This is a genomic window from Streptomyces sp. NPDC027962 (genome assembly GCF_055566095.1).
In genome coordinates, this window is the sequence record NZ_JBVHTA010000012.1 from 88,411 (window position 1) to 103,996 (window position 15,586).

The 15,586-nt window shown below is 69.8% G+C and carries 11 protein-coding genes and 1 pseudogene; 1 reads left to right on the top strand and 11 read right to left on the bottom strand.

From position 1 onward, the window contains the following. Positions 1-110 precede the first annotated feature (110 nt). The gene (gene pstS, locus ACZ4SA_RS14180) at positions 111-1,247 is read right to left on the bottom strand and encodes a phosphate ABC transporter substrate-binding protein PstS (protein ID WP_468273696.1); all 1,137 of its coding nucleotides are present in this window, start codon (positions 1,245-1,247) and stop codon (positions 111-113) included. Between the two features lie 174 nt (positions 1,248-1,421). Here pstS and ACZ4SA_RS14185 point away from each other — a divergent pair. Continuing rightward, positions 1,422-2,163: pseudogene (locus ACZ4SA_RS14185) on the top strand (formylglycine-generating enzyme family protein). Between the two features lie 346 nt (positions 2,164-2,509). Here the strand turns inward: ACZ4SA_RS14185 and ACZ4SA_RS14190 are convergent. The 10 genes from ACZ4SA_RS14190 to ACZ4SA_RS14235 form a co-directional block, all read right to left on the bottom strand. Further along, positions 2,510-3,799: a cation:proton antiporter gene (locus ACZ4SA_RS14190; protein ID WP_468273699.1), complete on the bottom strand. Its 1,290-nt coding sequence runs from the start codon at positions 3,797-3,799 to the stop codon at positions 2,510-2,512. A gap of 320 nt (positions 3,800-4,119) precedes the next feature. Further along, positions 4,120-5,367: a sulfate adenylyltransferase subunit 1 gene (locus tag ACZ4SA_RS14195; protein WP_468273701.1), complete on the bottom strand. Its 1,248-nt coding sequence runs from the start codon at positions 5,365-5,367 to the stop codon at positions 4,120-4,122. Position 5,368: 1 nt separating this feature from the next. Continuing rightward, positions 5,369-6,337, bottom strand: coding sequence for a sulfate adenylyltransferase subunit CysD (gene cysD / locus ACZ4SA_RS14200; RefSeq protein WP_468273703.1), 969 nt, complete (start codon positions 6,335-6,337; stop codon positions 5,369-5,371). Beyond that, complete coding sequence (locus ACZ4SA_RS14205; RefSeq protein ID WP_468273705.1) at positions 6,337-7,767, bottom strand: cystathionine beta-synthase; 1,431 nt, start codon at positions 7,765-7,767, stop codon at positions 6,337-6,339. Before ACZ4SA_RS14205 ends, cysD begins: the two co-directional genes overlap by 1 nt. A gap of 51 nt (positions 7,768-7,818) precedes the next feature. Then, positions 7,819-8,550 carry an SDR family NAD(P)-dependent oxidoreductase gene (locus ACZ4SA_RS14210; RefSeq protein WP_468273707.1) on the bottom strand — a complete coding sequence of 244 codons (732 nt, stop codon included), beginning with the start codon at positions 8,548-8,550 and terminating at the stop codon, positions 7,819-7,821. Between the two features lie 10 nt (positions 8,551-8,560). After that, entirely contained in the window at positions 8,561-9,736 is a 1,176-nt protein-coding gene (locus ACZ4SA_RS14215; RefSeq protein WP_468273709.1) for a pyridoxal phosphate-dependent aminotransferase, read from the bottom strand. Continuing rightward, complete coding sequence (locus ACZ4SA_RS14220; RefSeq protein ID WP_468273712.1) at positions 9,733-11,094, bottom strand: APC family permease; 1,362 nt, start codon at positions 11,092-11,094, stop codon at positions 9,733-9,735. The genes ACZ4SA_RS14215 and ACZ4SA_RS14220 overlap by 4 nt, the downstream gene beginning before the upstream one ends. Beyond that, the gene (locus ACZ4SA_RS14225; RefSeq protein ID WP_468273714.1) at positions 11,087-12,556 is read right to left on the bottom strand and encodes an FAD-binding oxidoreductase; all 1,470 of its coding nucleotides are present in this window, start codon (positions 12,554-12,556) and stop codon (positions 11,087-11,089) included. Before ACZ4SA_RS14225 ends, ACZ4SA_RS14220 begins: the two co-directional genes overlap by 8 nt. 8 nt (positions 12,557-12,564) lie before the next feature. Next, complete coding sequence (locus tag ACZ4SA_RS14230) at positions 12,565-14,295, bottom strand: thiamine pyrophosphate-dependent enzyme (RefSeq protein WP_468273716.1); 1,731 nt, start codon at positions 14,293-14,295, stop codon at positions 12,565-12,567. A 3-nt stretch (positions 14,296-14,298) separates the two neighbouring features. Continuing rightward, positions 14,299-15,525, bottom strand: a complete 1,227-nt coding sequence (locus ACZ4SA_RS14235) for an ABC transporter substrate-binding protein (protein WP_468273720.1) — start codon at positions 15,523-15,525, stop codon at positions 14,299-14,301. Between the last annotated feature and the right edge of the window lie 61 nt (positions 15,526-15,586).

The window sequence follows — 15,586 nt, forward strand, 5'->3', positions numbered from 1 at the left end:
TCTGGTTCCCCATTCGTCCGTTCGGCCGTATCCCGCTCTCCTCGACTGCGCGGTGTGCGCGCCGGCTGCCGCCGACGACCAAGCCGTGCCCGCGCACGCGACCGCCCTCGTCAGGACAGGCTGCTCACCACGTCGCGCACCTTCGCCGCCACCTTCTCCGGCAGCGGCGCGTAGTGGATGCGGGAGAGGCCCTGCTGGCCTTCCTCGCTCGCGGTGTACGACAGAAAGGACTTGAGGGCGGGCAGGACATCGGCCCGGTTGCCCTTGGCGCACACGACCTCGTAGGTGACGAGGACCATGGGATACGCCCCGGGCGCCTTGGTCCGGTAGTCGAACTCCAGCGTCATGTCCTTGCCCTCGCCCACGTCAGCGGCCGCGGCGATGCCGTTCGAGGCCGCCTCGGCGGTGGGGGCGACCGGCTCCGACGCACCCGTGTCCAGCCTGACGGTGGGGATCTGCCGGTCCTTCGCGAACGACAGCTCGAAATAGCCGATCGCGCCCTCGGTGTGGAGGACGTCGGACGCCACACGGTCCGAACCGCTGGCGGAGTGGCCCCCCTTGGCCTGCCAGGCCTTCTCCTTCGGATACGGCCACTCGTTCGGCGCCGCTTCGGCCAGGTACGCGTTCAGGTTCTGGGTGGTGCCCGATCCGTCGGAGCGGTGCACAGCGGTGATCGACGTCTGGGGCAGTTCGACGCCCGGGTTCAGGCGCTGGATCGCCGGGTCGTTCCACCGGGTGATCTCGGAGTCGAAGATCCTGGCCAGGGTGCGTGCGTCGAGGACGAGGTCGTCGACGCCCTCGATGTTGTAGCCGATGGCGATGGGACCGCCGACCATCGGGAGGTCGATGGCGCTGCCTCCGGGGCACACGTCGCGGGAGAACGCGATCTCCTCCGGCTTCAGCGCGGTGTCCGTCCCGCCGAGCACCGTCGCCCCGCGCAGGAACTGGGCCACACCGCCACCGGATCCGAGGGGAATGTAGCGGATCTGTACCCCCGGGCACGCGCGCTGGTACTCCCGCGTCCAGTGGCGCATGGCGTTCTGCTGGGCGGACGAGCCGGAGGCCGCGATCTTCCCCTGCTCGGCGCAGTTGATCCGGCTGGTCGGTGCAGCGGAAGACCGGTCGTCCGTGGCCTCACCGCTGCCGCTGCCGCTGCCGCTGCCGCAGGCCGTGAGCCACAGAGCGCTCGCAACTGCCGCCGCGACGACGCCGTACAGCCGCACGCGGCCCATCGGTCGATGCTGCACCAAGGTTCCTTCAGGGCTTTCGGAGGGCGGGGAACACCGATACTTGCCGACGCATGTGTGGCGGAGGTGACGAGTCGGCGAACAGCTGTCGTCGCCATGCCTTTCCTTCGATGTCCGAGGTCTTACGCCCGGCCGGAGGTTCCGTGCCGGACCAGTGGATAGGATCGTCAGATCATGGACGTGGACCGAGGGCCCGAGATGATCGCCGTTCCGGCCGGGCAGGTGACGCTGTCGGACCGGCGGACGCAGCGGAGTTGGACGGTCGAACTCTCGCCCTACCGGATCGCGGCTGTCCCGGTCACCCAGGAGCTGTACGCCCGGATCACCGGCAGCCGGCCGAGCACGGCACCACAGGGCGACCGCCTCCCCGTCGAGGGCGTGTCGTGGTGGGACGCTGCCAACTTCTGCAACGCCCTGTCCCGGCACGAGGGTGTGGAGCCCGCGTACCGTCTCCACGCCGACGCCGAGGCGGAAACAGCCGAGTGGGACGAGTCCGCCGACGGCTACCGGCTACCGGCTGCCGACCGAGGCCGAGTGGGAGCACGCATGCCGTGCCGGTACGGCCGGCGCGCGGTACGGGCGACTCGACGAGATCGCGTGGTACCGCGCCAACTCGCACGAGTGGATCCACGACGTGGGCAGTAAGCAGTCCAACGCGTGGGGCCTGCACGACATGCTGGGCAACGTCTGGGAATGGACCTGGGACCTCTACGACCCTGAGGTCTACGGCACCTACCGTGTGCTGCGCGGCGGAGGATGGTTCGACGAGCCCTGGAGCTGCCGTGCCTCGGTGCGGCGTCGGAGCCACCCGACGTTCCGGATCGACGACGTGGGGTTCCGCGTCGCGCGTACCGTCTCCCCGAATTTGCCGGTGTCCCCGTGGTCCGGACGGGCTCTGGCTCCGGTTCGGCCGTGAAGTGCCAGGGGTGACGGGGTCGTTGAGGTCACCTTGGCGCGCTACGGGTCGGCTTCCGCCTGATGGCGTGGATGCTGCGAGCCGCGCGTCGGCGCAGCCGGCTGTTGTGGGAGGCGAGTGGCGTGCGCCGCCGGGGCAGGTGGCAGTTGACCCGAAAGGAGGGCGCTGCGCCCCTGGATCCGGTCCCTGGTGACGGGCAAGGTCCTCGATTCCGCGACCCAGCGGCAGTGGCTGCGCAGCCCGCAGGCGGAGGACCCGGCGGCATGCATCACGTCCTGACCGGGAGAACCCGCTTCCCGCCCACGTCCCTCACCTCACATCCTCTGGTCCGCTGTTCAGCGGTACGTCACGGTGAGCCCGCTGAACGGGCCTCGACAAGCGCATCACCAGGATGTGCGTCGTCCAACGGCTTCTCGCGCCCGGGCGGATGGAAGTGGTGCAGCAGCGGTCCCGTCATCACGGTGGTGATCAGCGCCATCGTGACCATCGCGGTGAACAGCCTGCCGTCCAGCACACCGAGCCCCAGCCCGACGTTGAGAATGACCAGTTCGGTGAGGCCGCGGGCGTTGAGTAGAACACCGAGCGTGGCGGCTTCCCGGCCGGTGGCACCCGTCAGGCGTGCCGCACCCGCCGCGCCGATGAACTTGCCCACGCAGGCAGTTACCAGCACGGCCATGAGGATGACGAGCCCCTGCCCGCCGAGTCCGCCGAGATCTACCGAGAGTCCGGTCACGACGAAGAACACCGGAAGCAGGAACAGACTTGTCTGCTCGATGCGCTCGGGGATCTCCGGGGCCCGCGCGTCGACCAGGTGGCGGGGCACGGCCGCACCGAAGGCGAACGCTCCGAACACCGCGTGCAGCCCGATGGCGTCGGTGGCCCAGGCGCTCAGCAGCAGCCCGACGATCAGGATGGAGTGGACCCGTGCGCTTCCGGCGTGCCATCGGTCCTCCTGGGAGAAGAGCCACGTCAGTACGGGCCGGACCAGCCACACCAGGCCGGCCAGCAGCAGCGCGGACCATACGGCCATCCCTATCAGCGGCCCCGCGCCGCTCTCGTTCGCCAGGGCCACCACCAGGGCGAGGACGCTCCAGGCGAGAAAATCCTGGACGGCCGCGCAGGCGACGGACATGTGCCCTATGCGTTCCTTCTGCAGGCCCCGTTCGGTGATGATCCGAGCCAGAACCGGGAACGCGGTGACGGACATCGCGGCGCCCAGGAAGAGCGCGGGTGTCAACACACCGTCCGTCTTCATCTGTGACCGGTCGAACCACGGGACCATGCTCCAAGCCAGTCCCGCCCCCAGGGCGAACGGTAGCGCCATGGAGGCGAGGGACACCGCTGTGACCTGACGCCCCTGCCCCCGCAGATGTGAGCCGTCGAACCGGTACCCGATGCCGAACATGAAGAGGATCAAGCCGAGCTGAGCGAGAACCTGCAGGTACGGATGGATCTCCTCAGGCAGCAGCCGCTCGGTGAGATCGCCTGGCACCAGCCCTAGGAGGCTGGGGCCGAGGGCGATGCCGGCCACGATCTCGCCGACGACCACCGGCTGCCGCACCCGTTGGGCGAATCTGCCGCAGACGTGTCCGACCGCGACGATCAGAGCCAGTGCACCGAGCACGTGCCCCGTCATCTACGTGCACCTCACGCAAGTGAGCCGTACTTCTCGATCGGCGTCCATGACGTACAGCGTCCGGGGCTCACCACAGACAGGGCAGTCGGTGGGGGAACGGTAGACACGCGCCCTCGGTATGTCCGGCTCAAGCTCCGGGGCGCGTCGCTTCGGACTCACGGTGACGGGACTCTGGGCGGTCAGTTGCTCCATCGGTTTCCCTTTCCTCTCGGGGTACGGGCTTCGCCGCCGGTCCGTCCCTGCCGGAATCAGGCCACAGCGCCGCATAGGGGTCGAAGTTCAGCAGTACGTGCCACAGGAAAAGCCGCAGTCCTCGTCGCCTAGCCACCTGCCGTGCCCGCCATGCAGGCCGCGAGGGTCGCCCCGTCCGACGGGTCGACGAGCAGAAAGGAACCGGTGCGCCGCGAGTCGGCGTACGCGTCGAGGGCGAGCGGTTCAGCGGTACGCACACGGATCCGGCCGATGTCGTTGGCGACGAGCCGACCGGGACGCGGATGCCGGGACAGGTCGTCCAGGGTGAGCCGGGAGGTGATGTCCTCGACGATCCCTCTGACGGTTCGGGTGGTGTGCTGGACGAGCACCCGCCGGCCGATCGTGAGCGGATCGTCCGCGAGATGGCAGGTGGTGGCCGACACCTCGCGCGTGTGCGCGGGAGGGTGGGGACCCGCCGTGATCATGTCCCCGCGGGACAGCTCGAGTTCGTCGGCGAGACGCACCGTGCAGGAGGTGCCCGCGCACACCGTGGCGGCGTTCCTGCCGAGGATGTCGATCGCTGTGATCGTGCTCGTGCGTCCCGAAGGGTGCGCGGTGACACGGTCGCCCACCGAGAGTCTGCCTGCGGCCAGTTGACCCGCGTAATGGCTGCTCCCACCGTGCCGGATCACGTACTGGACCGGGAAGCGGGGTGGTGCGTGCGTGGCCAGGACACTGACGGGGACCGTTTCCAGATGTTCGAGGACGGTGGGGCCTTCGTACCAGTCCATCCGGGTGGAAGGCACCACGACGTTGTCCCCGGTGAGTGCGGAGACCGGGATCGCGGTGATCTCGGGGATACCCAGCTTCTCGGCACAGTCCGCGAATTCGGCACAGATGCCGGTGAAGACCTGCTCCTGGTACTCGACCACGTCCATCTTGTTCACCGCGAGCACCACGTGCGGCACCCGCAGCAGGGCCGCGATGGCGGCGTGACGGCGGGTCTGTGTGACCACGCCGTTGCGTGCGTCGATCAGGATGATCGTCAGTTCGGCGGTGGAGGCGCCGGTGACCATGTTGCGGGTGTACTGCTCATGGCCGGGGGTGTCGGCGAGGATGAAACGACGCCGGGGTGTGGCGAAGTAGCGGTAGGCGACATCGATGGTGATGCCCTGCTCCCGCTCGGCGCGCAATCCGTCGGTCAGGAGCGCGAGGTCAGGAGTGTCCTGGCCGCGTGCCGCGGAGGCCCGTTCGACGGCCTCGAGTTGATCGGCGAGAACCGATTTGGAGTCGTGCAGGAGACGCCCGACCAAGGTGGACTTGCCGTCGTCGACGGAGCCTGCCGTGGCAAAGCGCAGTGTGTCGATCGTGGGCATGTCAGAAATATCCTTCGCGTTTGCGGTCTTCCATCGCGGCCTCGGAGAGCTTGTCGTCGGCGCGGGTCGCACCGCGTTCGGTGAGCCGGGAAGTGGCAACCTCGGCAATCACCTGCCCGAGCGTCCTCGCGTCCGAGTCGACCGCGCCGGTGCAGGACATGTCGCCGACCGTGCGGTACCGCATCAGACGGTTTTCGACCGGTTCGGTGTCCTTGGGACCGCCCCACTGACCTGCGGTGAGCCACATCCCGTCCCGTCGGAAGACATCCCGCCGGTGGGCGAAATAGATCTCGGGCAGGTCGATGCCCTCGCGGGCGATGTACTGCCACACGTCCAACTCGGTCCAGTTGGACAGCGGGAACACGCGGACGTGCTCGCCCGGGGCGTGCCGGCCGTTGTAGAGGTTCCACAGCTCGGGCCGCTGACGCCGCGGGTCCCACTGCGAGAACTCGTCCCGCAGGGAGAACACCCGCTCCTTCGCCCGGGCCTTCTCCTCGTCGCGCCTGCCGCCGCCGAAGACCGCGTCGAACTTCTCCGCCTGGATCTTCTCGGTCAGCGGCAGCGTCTGCAGCGGGTTACGAGTGCCGTCCGGTCGCTCCTTGAGGACACCGCGGTCGATGTAGTCCTGCACCGAGGCCACGTGCAGCCGCAGGTTGTGCTTCGCCACCGTACTGTCGCGGTACTCGATGACCTCGGGGAAGTTGTGGCCGGTGTCGACGTGCAGCAGCGAGAAGGGCATCGGTGCCGGCGCGAACGCCTTCAGCGCGAGATGCACCATGACGATCGAGTCCTTGCCGCCGGAGAACAGGATCACCGGGTTCTCGAACTCGCCGGCCACCTCACGGAAGATGTGTACGGCCTCGTACTCCAGGGCGTCCGAGTGAGACAGTGCGTCCAGCTCGTCGAGGTGCGCATCCACGGCATGTTCGGCAGGCACCGCGGCCGGTCCGGTGAGCTTCAGGGCCGGCATCAGCCGACCCTTTCCAGGTGAGCCTCCAGGTCTGCTTCCCTGTTCGTGTCGCACAGGTGCCCCAGGAGGTCGTGCCGCGTGACGATGCCGACGGGTTTGCCCCCGTCCAGCACCATCACCCCGTCCGCCGTGCCCAGCGCGGTGAACGCATCGCCCAGTGACGAACCCGCGCCCACGCAGGCGAGCGGCGGCGCCATGTGCACGCTCACCGGGTCCTGCGGATCCGTCGTGCCGGTGAACATCGCTTCCAGCAGCGTGCGTTCGCTGATGGACCCGACGACCTCGCCGGCGGTGACGGGAGGTTCGGCATTGAGGACGGGCATCTGCGAGACGCCGTAGCGGCGCAGGACCTTGGCCGCCTCGGAGAGAGACTGCCCGGGGCGGATGTGCACCATCTCGGGGAGGGATGTGCCCTTGCCGCGCAGCACGTCCCTCATCGTGATCGCCCGGGCCGCGTCAGCCCCCTTCTCCGGCGTGGTGTCGAATCCGTGCGAAGCCATCCAGGTGTCGTTGAAGATCTTCGACAGGTAGCCGCGGCCACCGTCCGGGAGCAGCACGACGATCACGTCGTCGGGGCCGCTCGTCCGGGCCACCCGCAGTGCCGCGGCCACCGCGAGACCGCAGGACCCACCCACCAGGAGCCCTTCCTCACGGGCGAGCCTGCGGGTGAGGTGGAACGCCTCGGCGTCGCTGACCTTGATGATGTCGTCGCAGAGCGCGGGGTCGTATGCGGCGGGCCACAGGTCCTCGCCGACGCCCTCGACGAGGTAGGGGCGGCCGGTGCCACCCGAGTACACCGAGCCGTCGGGGTCGGCGCCGATCACGCGCACCCGGCCGCCGGACACCTCCTTGAGGTAGCGCCCGGTGCCGGTGATAGTGCCACCGGTGCCGACACCGGCGACGAAGTGCGTGACGCGGCCTTCGGTCTGCCGCCAGATCTCCGGGCCCGTGGTCGCGTAGTGGCTGGCCGGATTGGCTGGGTTGGCGTACTGGTCCGGCTTCCAGGCGCCGGGAATCTGCCGGGCCAGGCGATCCGAGACGCTGTAGTAGGAGTCGGGATGATCGGCGGGGACCGCGGTGGGACAGACCACCACTTCGGCTCCATAGGCCCGTAAGGTGTCGCGTTTGCTCTCGCTGACCTTGTCCGGACAGACGAAGACACAGCGATACCCGCGGCGTTGGGCGACGATGGCGAGGCCGACTCCCGTGTTGCCGGAGGTGGGTTCCACGATCGTCCCGCCGGGCAGCAACAGCCCGGCCTGCTCAGCCGCGTCGATCATGCGCTGGGCTATACGGTCCTTGGAGCTGCCCCCGGGATTGAAGTACTCGACCTTGGCCAGGACGAGTGGGCTCAGCCCGTCGGCCACCGGCCCCAGACGCACCAGAGGGGTGTTGCCGATCAGCTCGCAGACATCGTTGACGTACTCCACGCGTATCTCCTCGAATCAGCGGAGCGGCAGAGAACTCCGCAGGGGTGGTGGTCAGGCGAGGCCGAGGCCGCCACTGACGGTGATGACCTGTCCGGTGAGCGAGGGGCCACCGGACGTGATGAGCTGAAGGGCGGTGTCGGCGATCTCGTCGGGACTGACGAGGCGGCCGAGCGGCACTCGCGCGAGATAGGCGGCCAGCGCCTGGTCGGAGTCCGGCGCGATGGTGGCGAGCACGTCATCGCGCAGCCCCCCGTCGACGAGGGCGGGGGCGACGGCGTTGCAGCGGATCGGCAGACCTGCGCGCGCGCAGTACAGCGCGACGGAGGTGGTGAGGTGTTCGACGGCGGCCTTCATCGCGCCGTAGGCGACCATGCCGGGGGTGGCCAGCTGCCCTGCCGTGGAGCTGACGTTGACGAGCGAGACGGGACGGTCGGGGCGACGCCTGATGATCTCCGCACAGCCGAGCCAGGCACCCACCACGTGAGTGTCCAGGAGGTCGTGCCATTGCTCGGGGGTGGCCGACAGGACGTCCTGCGGAACCCCGCCGAGCTGGCCTGCCGCATTGACCACGGCGTCGATCCCGCCGTGGCGTTGCAGCACCTCGTCCACGGCCGTGGTCCAGGACTTGGGGTCGCGTACGTCGTGGGTGAGGCCGTCGCCCCGAGCCGTGCGGCCGGTGCGTACGACGGTCATCCCGGTCTGCTCCGCACGGTGGGCGACGGCTGCGCCCAGCGCCCCGTAGCCTCCCGTGACCAGGATCACCCGACTGGTGGTTGTGCCCATCACATCTCCTTCAGCCGATGCGGTTGAGGTGGCGTTCGAGCCGGCGTGCTGCTTCCTTCAAGGTGGAGTCGCGCTTGCACAGGGCGAACCGCACCTGGGATCGGACCCCGGCATCCGGTTCGGAGCAGAAGGCGGTGAGCGGAAGCGCCGCGACACCCCCTTCGGTGATCGCCCGCTCGCACCACGCCTCGGCGTCCTCGCCCACGTCGGAGACGACGTAGAAGCCGCTCTCGGGTACGGGCGCCTTGAGTCCGGCTGCGGTCAGCCGGCCGCAGAATTCGCCCACGGCACGGGCCAGTTCACCTGCCCGAGCGGCGACGAGCTGCGGGAACTCCGGCGACTGGAGAACCTTGGCCGTGGCCAACTGCAACGGCGTGGCCGGACAGAAGGTGAGGAACTGGTGCACGGACCTGATCCGACGGGTCAGTTCGGGTCCCGCGACCGCCCAGCCGATGCGCCAGCCGGTGGCGGCGAGGGTCTTGGAGACCGACGAGACCTTGACGCGCCGCTCGGGGTCGGCGATGAGGCCGAGGACTCCGGGGTGCGGCGTTCCGTCGAGGTTGAGATGTTCGTACGTCTCGTCGGACACGACGGTGAGGTCATGCCGCCCGGCCACGTCCGCGACGGCCTGCCACTCCTCGGGGCCGAACGCTCTGCCCAGGGGATTCCACGGCGAGTTGACGATGATCACCCGGGTCGCCGGGGTGACCGCCGCCTCCAGCAGCTCCGCCGAGACCGAGGCGCCGGGGCCCGTCGGGCGGACCCGGCGGACCGTGGCTCCGGCAGCTGTGACGACCGGCGCGTAGCTCTCGTACGCAGGCTCGATGACGATCGCCTCGTCTCCCGCTCCCAGCAGGGCGAACAGCGTGCAGTACAGCGCTTCCGTGGCTCCGGCCGTCACGGTGATCTCGATGTCCGGATTGCTCGGCACTCCCGCGTACCGCTCGGTGTGGGCGGCGAGCGCGGCCCGGAGCGCCGGGTGCCCGGCGCTGGGGGCGTACTGATGCTCGGCCCCGGTGCCGAGGGAGCGCAGTGCGTCGAGCAGGGCGGGGGCGGGGCCGTGATCGAACACGCCTTGGGCGAGGTTGATCGCACCATGCCGAGCGGCAGCGGCGGGAATACGGACGAACACGGACTCCGGCTCGCCGCGTCCGGGCGCCTGGGCCGTGAGCGTCTTCGGGGTCATGTCCGGTTCTCCCTTTCGGCGGGCGGCGGGACGGGCTCCTGGCCGGCAGCCGGCGCCACCGACGTGGCGGCCTTCGGGTCCAGGCGGCGCTGCACGAACTGAACGCCGAGCGCGGCCAGCAGCACGACGACGCCGTACAGGGACTGCCAGTGGGCCTGGACGAGGCTGACGACCATCACCACGAGCAGCAGCAGGTTGAGCACGGAGCGGACGGTGAAGCCACGCACCCGGATGTAGGAGACGATGGCGAGCACGTAAAGGATCACGAAGATGGCGCTGGCGGTGGCGGTGGCGTCGACCACCAAGCCGGGGAAGCACACCAGCACGGTGAAGGTGACGGCGAACAGGGCGACCAGCAGCAGCGCGGTCTGCCGGGGCACCCCACCGCCGTCGCCCGCGGCGAACCGGCGCGGCAGCATGCCGTTGTGTGCGGCGTCCGAGACCAGGCCCGACACCCCCCACACCCAGGCGACGGCGTTGAGCAGCATGGCGCTGAAAGCGATGACGGTGACGACCCACACCACGAGGCGTTCCGGCTCCATGGTCTCGGCCAGTTGCAGCAGCCCGGTGAGCTCGTCGACGTCGCCGCGCGGGATGCGTACGGCGATGGCGACGGTGAGCAGGATGGTGAAGACGCCGTACACGCTCAGGGCGATGGCGCTGACGGGCAGGAAGTCGCGGGCGGGACGTCGGAACTCGCGGCTGAGGAAGGTCAGGTTCTCGAATCCGGCGAACGCCCAGAACGCCAGCAGCACGCCCGGCAGCACCACCCCGAGGTGCCCGCCGTCGGGTGTGACGGTGTCCAGATTCCCCGATGAGGCGGGGAGCGCGGAGACCAGCAGCACGGTCGCCATCGCCACCAGGCCCCAGGTGACCACCGTCTGCAGGCGGCTGCTGGTGCGTAGGCCCGCCAGGTTGGTGGCGAGCGCGGCGAGCAGCACGGCGGCCGCGATCGCGCTCGTGACCGCGAGACCGCCGTCGAGCGTGCGGGCCACATAGCGACCCGCCACGAAGGCACCGGAGGGCAGACCGACGATGACGAGAGCGATGAACAGAACGGGCACACTACGACCGAAGAGCGAGCCCAGGCCCATCCTGATGAACGACTCGATGCCCCGGCCGTCGGGGTTGGCGCGCACCATGTCGTCGAACATCAGCAGCATGGGCAGGCAGAGCAGGATGGACAGCCCCCAGACCAGCAGACTGTTCTCACCCGCCTCGGCATAGATGGCCGACGGCAGGAAGAGAATGCCGGACCCGGCGATCGAGCCGATGGCCAGCGGCACGGCCTGCCAGCGGGTCAGTCCCCGGCGTGGCGCGGACTCGCCGCTCTCGGGTGCGACGGGTGTCTCAGACATCGGCATCATCTCCAGGCCATGGCAGTACGCGCCCTCGGTTGAGGACGCCACGCGGGTCGAAGGTCCTCTTCAGTACCCGCATGATCTCGATCTCCTGGGGTGAGCGCGTGTAATCGAGGAAGTCGCGCTTCTCGAAACCGATGCCGTGCTCCGCGGAGATGGAGCCTCCGTATGCCGAGACCGCCCGGTAGACGATGTGCTCCACGTCGGCCTTCCGCTCCCGCGTGGCCTCACCGGTGACGACGGCGATGTGGACGTTGTCGTCGCCGAGGTGCCCGAAGACGAGCAGCTTCACCTGCGGCCACCTGAGGAGCAGGTCGGCCCGCATCGCGTCGAGGCAGCCGCTGAGGGAGCGGGCCGGAAGGCTCACGTCGAAGCCGAACAGCGGCTGCATGCGCAGGATCTCGGCCGGTAACCGCCCACGTGCCTGCCAGAAGGCGCGCAGATCGGCCCCATCCGAGGCCACCGCCGTGTCGAGCAGTACGTCGGACAGCTCGTCCAGGCAGCCGGTCAGCACGGCCTGATCCGCGTCGGCACGGGTGGACTCGCACTCGACGAGGATGTAGAGCGGATGCCCTTGCGGCAGCGGCAGTTGCACCCCGGTGCCGTCGAGGACTGCATACGCGTCCGCCCAGATCACCTCGAACGCCGTGAGTGCCCCGGGCAGCGCGGCCCGGACCGTGGTGAGCAACCGCAGGGCAGCCGGAATGTCGGCGACCGCACAGAAGGCGCCCAGCCGGGCGGGAGCGGCCGGGCGCAGCGCCAACGTGGCCGAGGTGACCACTCCGAGGGTGCCCTCGCTGCCGATGAACAGCTGCTTGAGGTCGTACCCGGCGTTGTCCTTGACGAGCGGCGTCGACAGATTCAGCAAGGTGCCGTCGGCACAGGCGACTTGGAGCGATCGGACATGCTGCCGGGTCATGCCGTAACCGACGACCTTGACTCCGCCCGCATTGGTGGCCACACAGCCTCCGACGGTCGCGGAGTCCTTGGGGATGAGGTCGATCGGCACGACCAGACCGTGCCGGTCCGCCTCGGCCTGGAGCGCGGCGAGGGTCACACCCGCCCCGGCGGTGACCGTGCCGGCCGCCGTGTCCGCCTCGTCGATCGCGTCGAGCCGCTCGGTGGACAGGACCACCTCGTCCGCGGCGGGCACTCCGCCGGAGACGAGGCCGGTCATGCCGCCCTGCACCACCAGCGGCTGGCGATGCTCATTGCAGTACCGCAGCACAAGCGCGACCTCCTGCGCGGTACCCGGCCGTACGACGAGGCTCGCCACGCCCTCCCGGTCGCTCCCCCACAGATCCTGGGTGTAGCGGACCGGAAGGTCGGGACCGGTCAGGACGTGCTCGGCACCGACCATCTCGGCCAGTGCGCGCGCGTGGTCGGTGACGGAGTGCGACGCGGCAGGTTCGGCTCCGCGTGCGGGCCGGGGCTCGGTGACGGATACGGAGGAGGGCACCGGAGGTCCTAACGTCGGCTGGGCAGATCGAAGTTGGCGTGCACGGCTTGCAGACTGGTGCGCACCTGCAGGAGATAGCCCCTTCTGGAGGCCAGGGCCCGGCGCACCGCGGGCTCCACCTGATGCGGCGCCTCCACGCGCTCGGCGGGCAGCCCGAAGGACTCGGCCCAGCGCACCAGGTCCGGATTGGCCAGATCGGTACCGCAGTCCCGGCCCGGGAAGGCTCGGGACTGATGGGCCCTGATCGTGCCGTACGAGCCGTTGTCGGCGACGATCACGGTGGGGACCCGCCCCGCGGCACAGGCGGTGGCGAGCTCGTTGCCGGTCATCAGCAGTCCGCCGTCCCCGACCACGGCGACGACGGTGCGCTCGGGGTGTCGCAGTGCCGCGGCGACCGCCGCGGGCACGCCGAAGCCCATCGAGCCGCCGGACAGCGCGAGCAGCCGCTGCCCTGGACCCAGAGCGACGTACCGGTGGATCCAACTGCTGAAGTTGCCGGCGTCGAGCGTGATCACCGCATCCTCGGGCAGTCGGCGGCCGAGCGCCGTAGCCACCGCGGTGAAGTCCACGCCGTCGTCGCGCAGTTGGGGCGCAGCCTCGCGCAGGCCGGTCTCCACGGCTCGCCAGCCACCCACCCACTCATGCCGGACGATGCCGGCGGCCGGCCACGGCATCCCCGCCAGCTCCCGCAATACCTGGACCGGGTCGGTCGGGAGCAACTCGCCAGGGCCGGCCGGTTCGGGATGCACGGTGAGGATCCGCTGGGTGCCGGTGTGCGGACCAGGCAGGTGGATCTCATCGGCCTTGTCTCCCAGTACGACGACGAGGTCGGCCTGCGCCAGGCGGTCCCGGGTCGCCCGGGGAGTTCCCAGATGCAGGTGCCCCGCGTAATGGGGAACGTGGTTGTCCAGCAGGTCCTGCTGCTTGTTGCCGAGCAGGACGGGCAGGCAGGCGGCCTCGGCGAACCGCACGAGGAGCGGGCCCGGTTCGGTGTCCGTCCCCGCCGCACCCCGCAGCAGGCGGCCGGCCAGCAGAACGGGTTGCCGGGCCGTGAGCAGTTCCTCGCGTACCCGGGCCACGGCCGTACGGCACGACATCTGCAGCGTCTTCACCGAAGCCCTGGAGCCGAGGCGTTCCGCCGTCTCCGCGGCCTTCGAGGCGTGCTGCACCGGCTCCGTCACCTGCGCGGCGGGTTCCTCCCAGAGGTCCTCGGGCACCACCAGGACCACGGGCCCCGGCACCGGCGCGCTCAGCACCTCGCGGCATCGCCGTAGCGCTTCGGGCAGGTCCGCGGGATCGGCGACGGTGACCACGGGACACAGGCCGCCGAGAAACGCCTCGATGTCAGTGGCCTGGAACCCGGTGCGCGGGTCGGTATTCCGCTCGGCCCCGCCGACGACGAGCAGCAACGGAGTCGGATCGGCCACCGCCGCGTCGAGCGCGATGGCCGCGTTGGCGGCTCCTGGCGAGCGGTTGACCGCGAGTGCTCCGGCTCGTCCGGTCAGCCGTGCGTCGGCCAGGGCGGCGAAGCCGGCACCCGCCTCGTGGCGCACGGTCACCAGGTGAAGACCGACCTCGGCGGCCCGGCCGAGCAGCGGCAGGAACGCCTCACCGGGAACCGTGAACAGCCGGTCGCAGCCGAGCTCTGACCGCAGGAAGCGCAGCACCACCTGAGTGACCGTGCCGGCCGGCGGCGGCATGGCTTCGGTGCCCGGCGTGTGGGGCAGTGTGACGGTCATGGCTCACTCACCCGTGGGGCAGTAAGGACCGGTAGCCGACTCCGGCGGCCAGACGACGACCGCGTCGTCCACCGTGTCGCCGAACCGCCGGTAGTGCATCAGCACGATCTCGGGCGGCTGATGGTGCGGCGCCTCGTCCTCGGACCAGGGGAAGGAGACCGAGCCACGCCAGGTGTCGAACGTCTCGGACTCCAGGGCCCGGTGGATTTCCGCCCGCCCTGTGCCACCGGCGGCAGCGGCTGCCTGGGCGAGGATCGTGACGTCGGTGAAGGCGCCCAGCGAGTTGTCCGGCGGGAAGCTGCCGAACTCCTTCTGGTAGCGGTCCACGAACCAGTGCCCGATCGGCGTGAGACCGGGCCAGCCGCCACTGAACCGAGTCGCCGGCCACACGACGCCGACTCCGGCCTTGCCGGCCAGCCGCCAGTAGTCGTCGGAGCGCATCGGGAACGGAAAGCACACCATCATCGGGACGCCCGGCAGCACCCCGGCCGCCACCGCGGACTCGATCAGCAGGTAATTGGTCCGTACGACACCGATGTTGAGCAGCAGGTCCGGCTCGAATCCGGCCACGGACCGCAACTGGTCGTCGAGATCACTGACGCCGTCCTGCGCGAAGTCGATGCGGAGCAGCTCGGCGCCGGGGACAGTGCTGCGCAGCTCCTGCGCCAGGGTGTCCGCGAGCATCTGTCCGAAGACGGTGTCCGCGGCCACCAGGGCGATGCGCCGAAAGCCCTGCTCCCGTACGAAGGTGGCCATGAGCGGTGCGCGGTCCGCGATGGAGAAGTACGTACGGAACACGTAGCGCCGATTGCTGGTGGCCGTGTTGTGACCGTTCTCGATGAACAGCGGCAGACCTATCTCCTCGGCCGCGGCCGCCACGGTCGGAGTCGTCCGCAGATGCCACTGGCCCACGACGGCTGCCACCCGGTCCACGAAGGCGAGCTTCGCCAGGCCCCCGACGGCCGACCGGGACATGTGCTCCTCGTCCGCTCCGCGCTGGTCGTTCTCCAGGACGAGCCGAATACCGGGGCCTACGCCGTGCTCGGCGGCGTAACGGGCGCCGAGCACTGCACCGCGGACCGCCAGCTCTCCGGCCGTGGGGTCGCCGGGGAGGGTGAGCGGAGTGAGGATGCCGACCGGGAGAGCGTCTGCGCCCGCGGTGCAGTTGTTGTGCGCGACGAGCTCGGCGGCTCGCGCGGCGTGGTCCTGTGGCTGTGACGTTGCTGGCACGGGGATCCGCTCCTTGTTGCGATCCGGGTACTGGTCCGGGAAAAGGCCGGCGCTGTGCGTG

Excerpts from the sequence above, each read along its gene's own strand:
- ACZ4SA_RS14215 (WP_468273709.1), bottom strand. The coding sequence starts at position 9,736 with ATGACCCCGAAGACGCTCACGGCCCAGGCGCCCGGACGCGGCGAGCCG.
- ACZ4SA_RS14220 (WP_468273712.1), bottom strand. The coding sequence starts at position 11,094 with ATGTCTGAGACACCCGTCGCACCCGAGAGCGGCGAGTCCGCGCCACGC.
- ACZ4SA_RS14210 (WP_468273707.1), bottom strand. The coding sequence starts at position 8,550 with ATGGGCACAACCACCAGTCGGGTGATCCTGGTCACGGGAGGCTACGGG.
- cysD (WP_468273703.1), bottom strand. The coding sequence starts at position 6,337 with ATGCCGGCCCTGAAGCTCACCGGACCGGCCGCGGTGCCTGCCGAACAT.
- ACZ4SA_RS14195 (WP_468273701.1), bottom strand. The coding sequence starts at position 5,367 with ATGCCCACGATCGACACACTGCGCTTTGCCACGGCAGGCTCCGTCGAC.
- ACZ4SA_RS14190 (WP_468273699.1), bottom strand. The coding sequence starts at position 3,799 with ATGACGGGGCACGTGCTCGGTGCACTGGCTCTGATCGTCGCGGTCGGA.
- ACZ4SA_RS14230 (WP_468273716.1), bottom strand. The coding sequence starts at position 14,295 with ATGACCGTCACACTGCCCCACACGCCGGGCACCGAAGCCATGCCGCCG.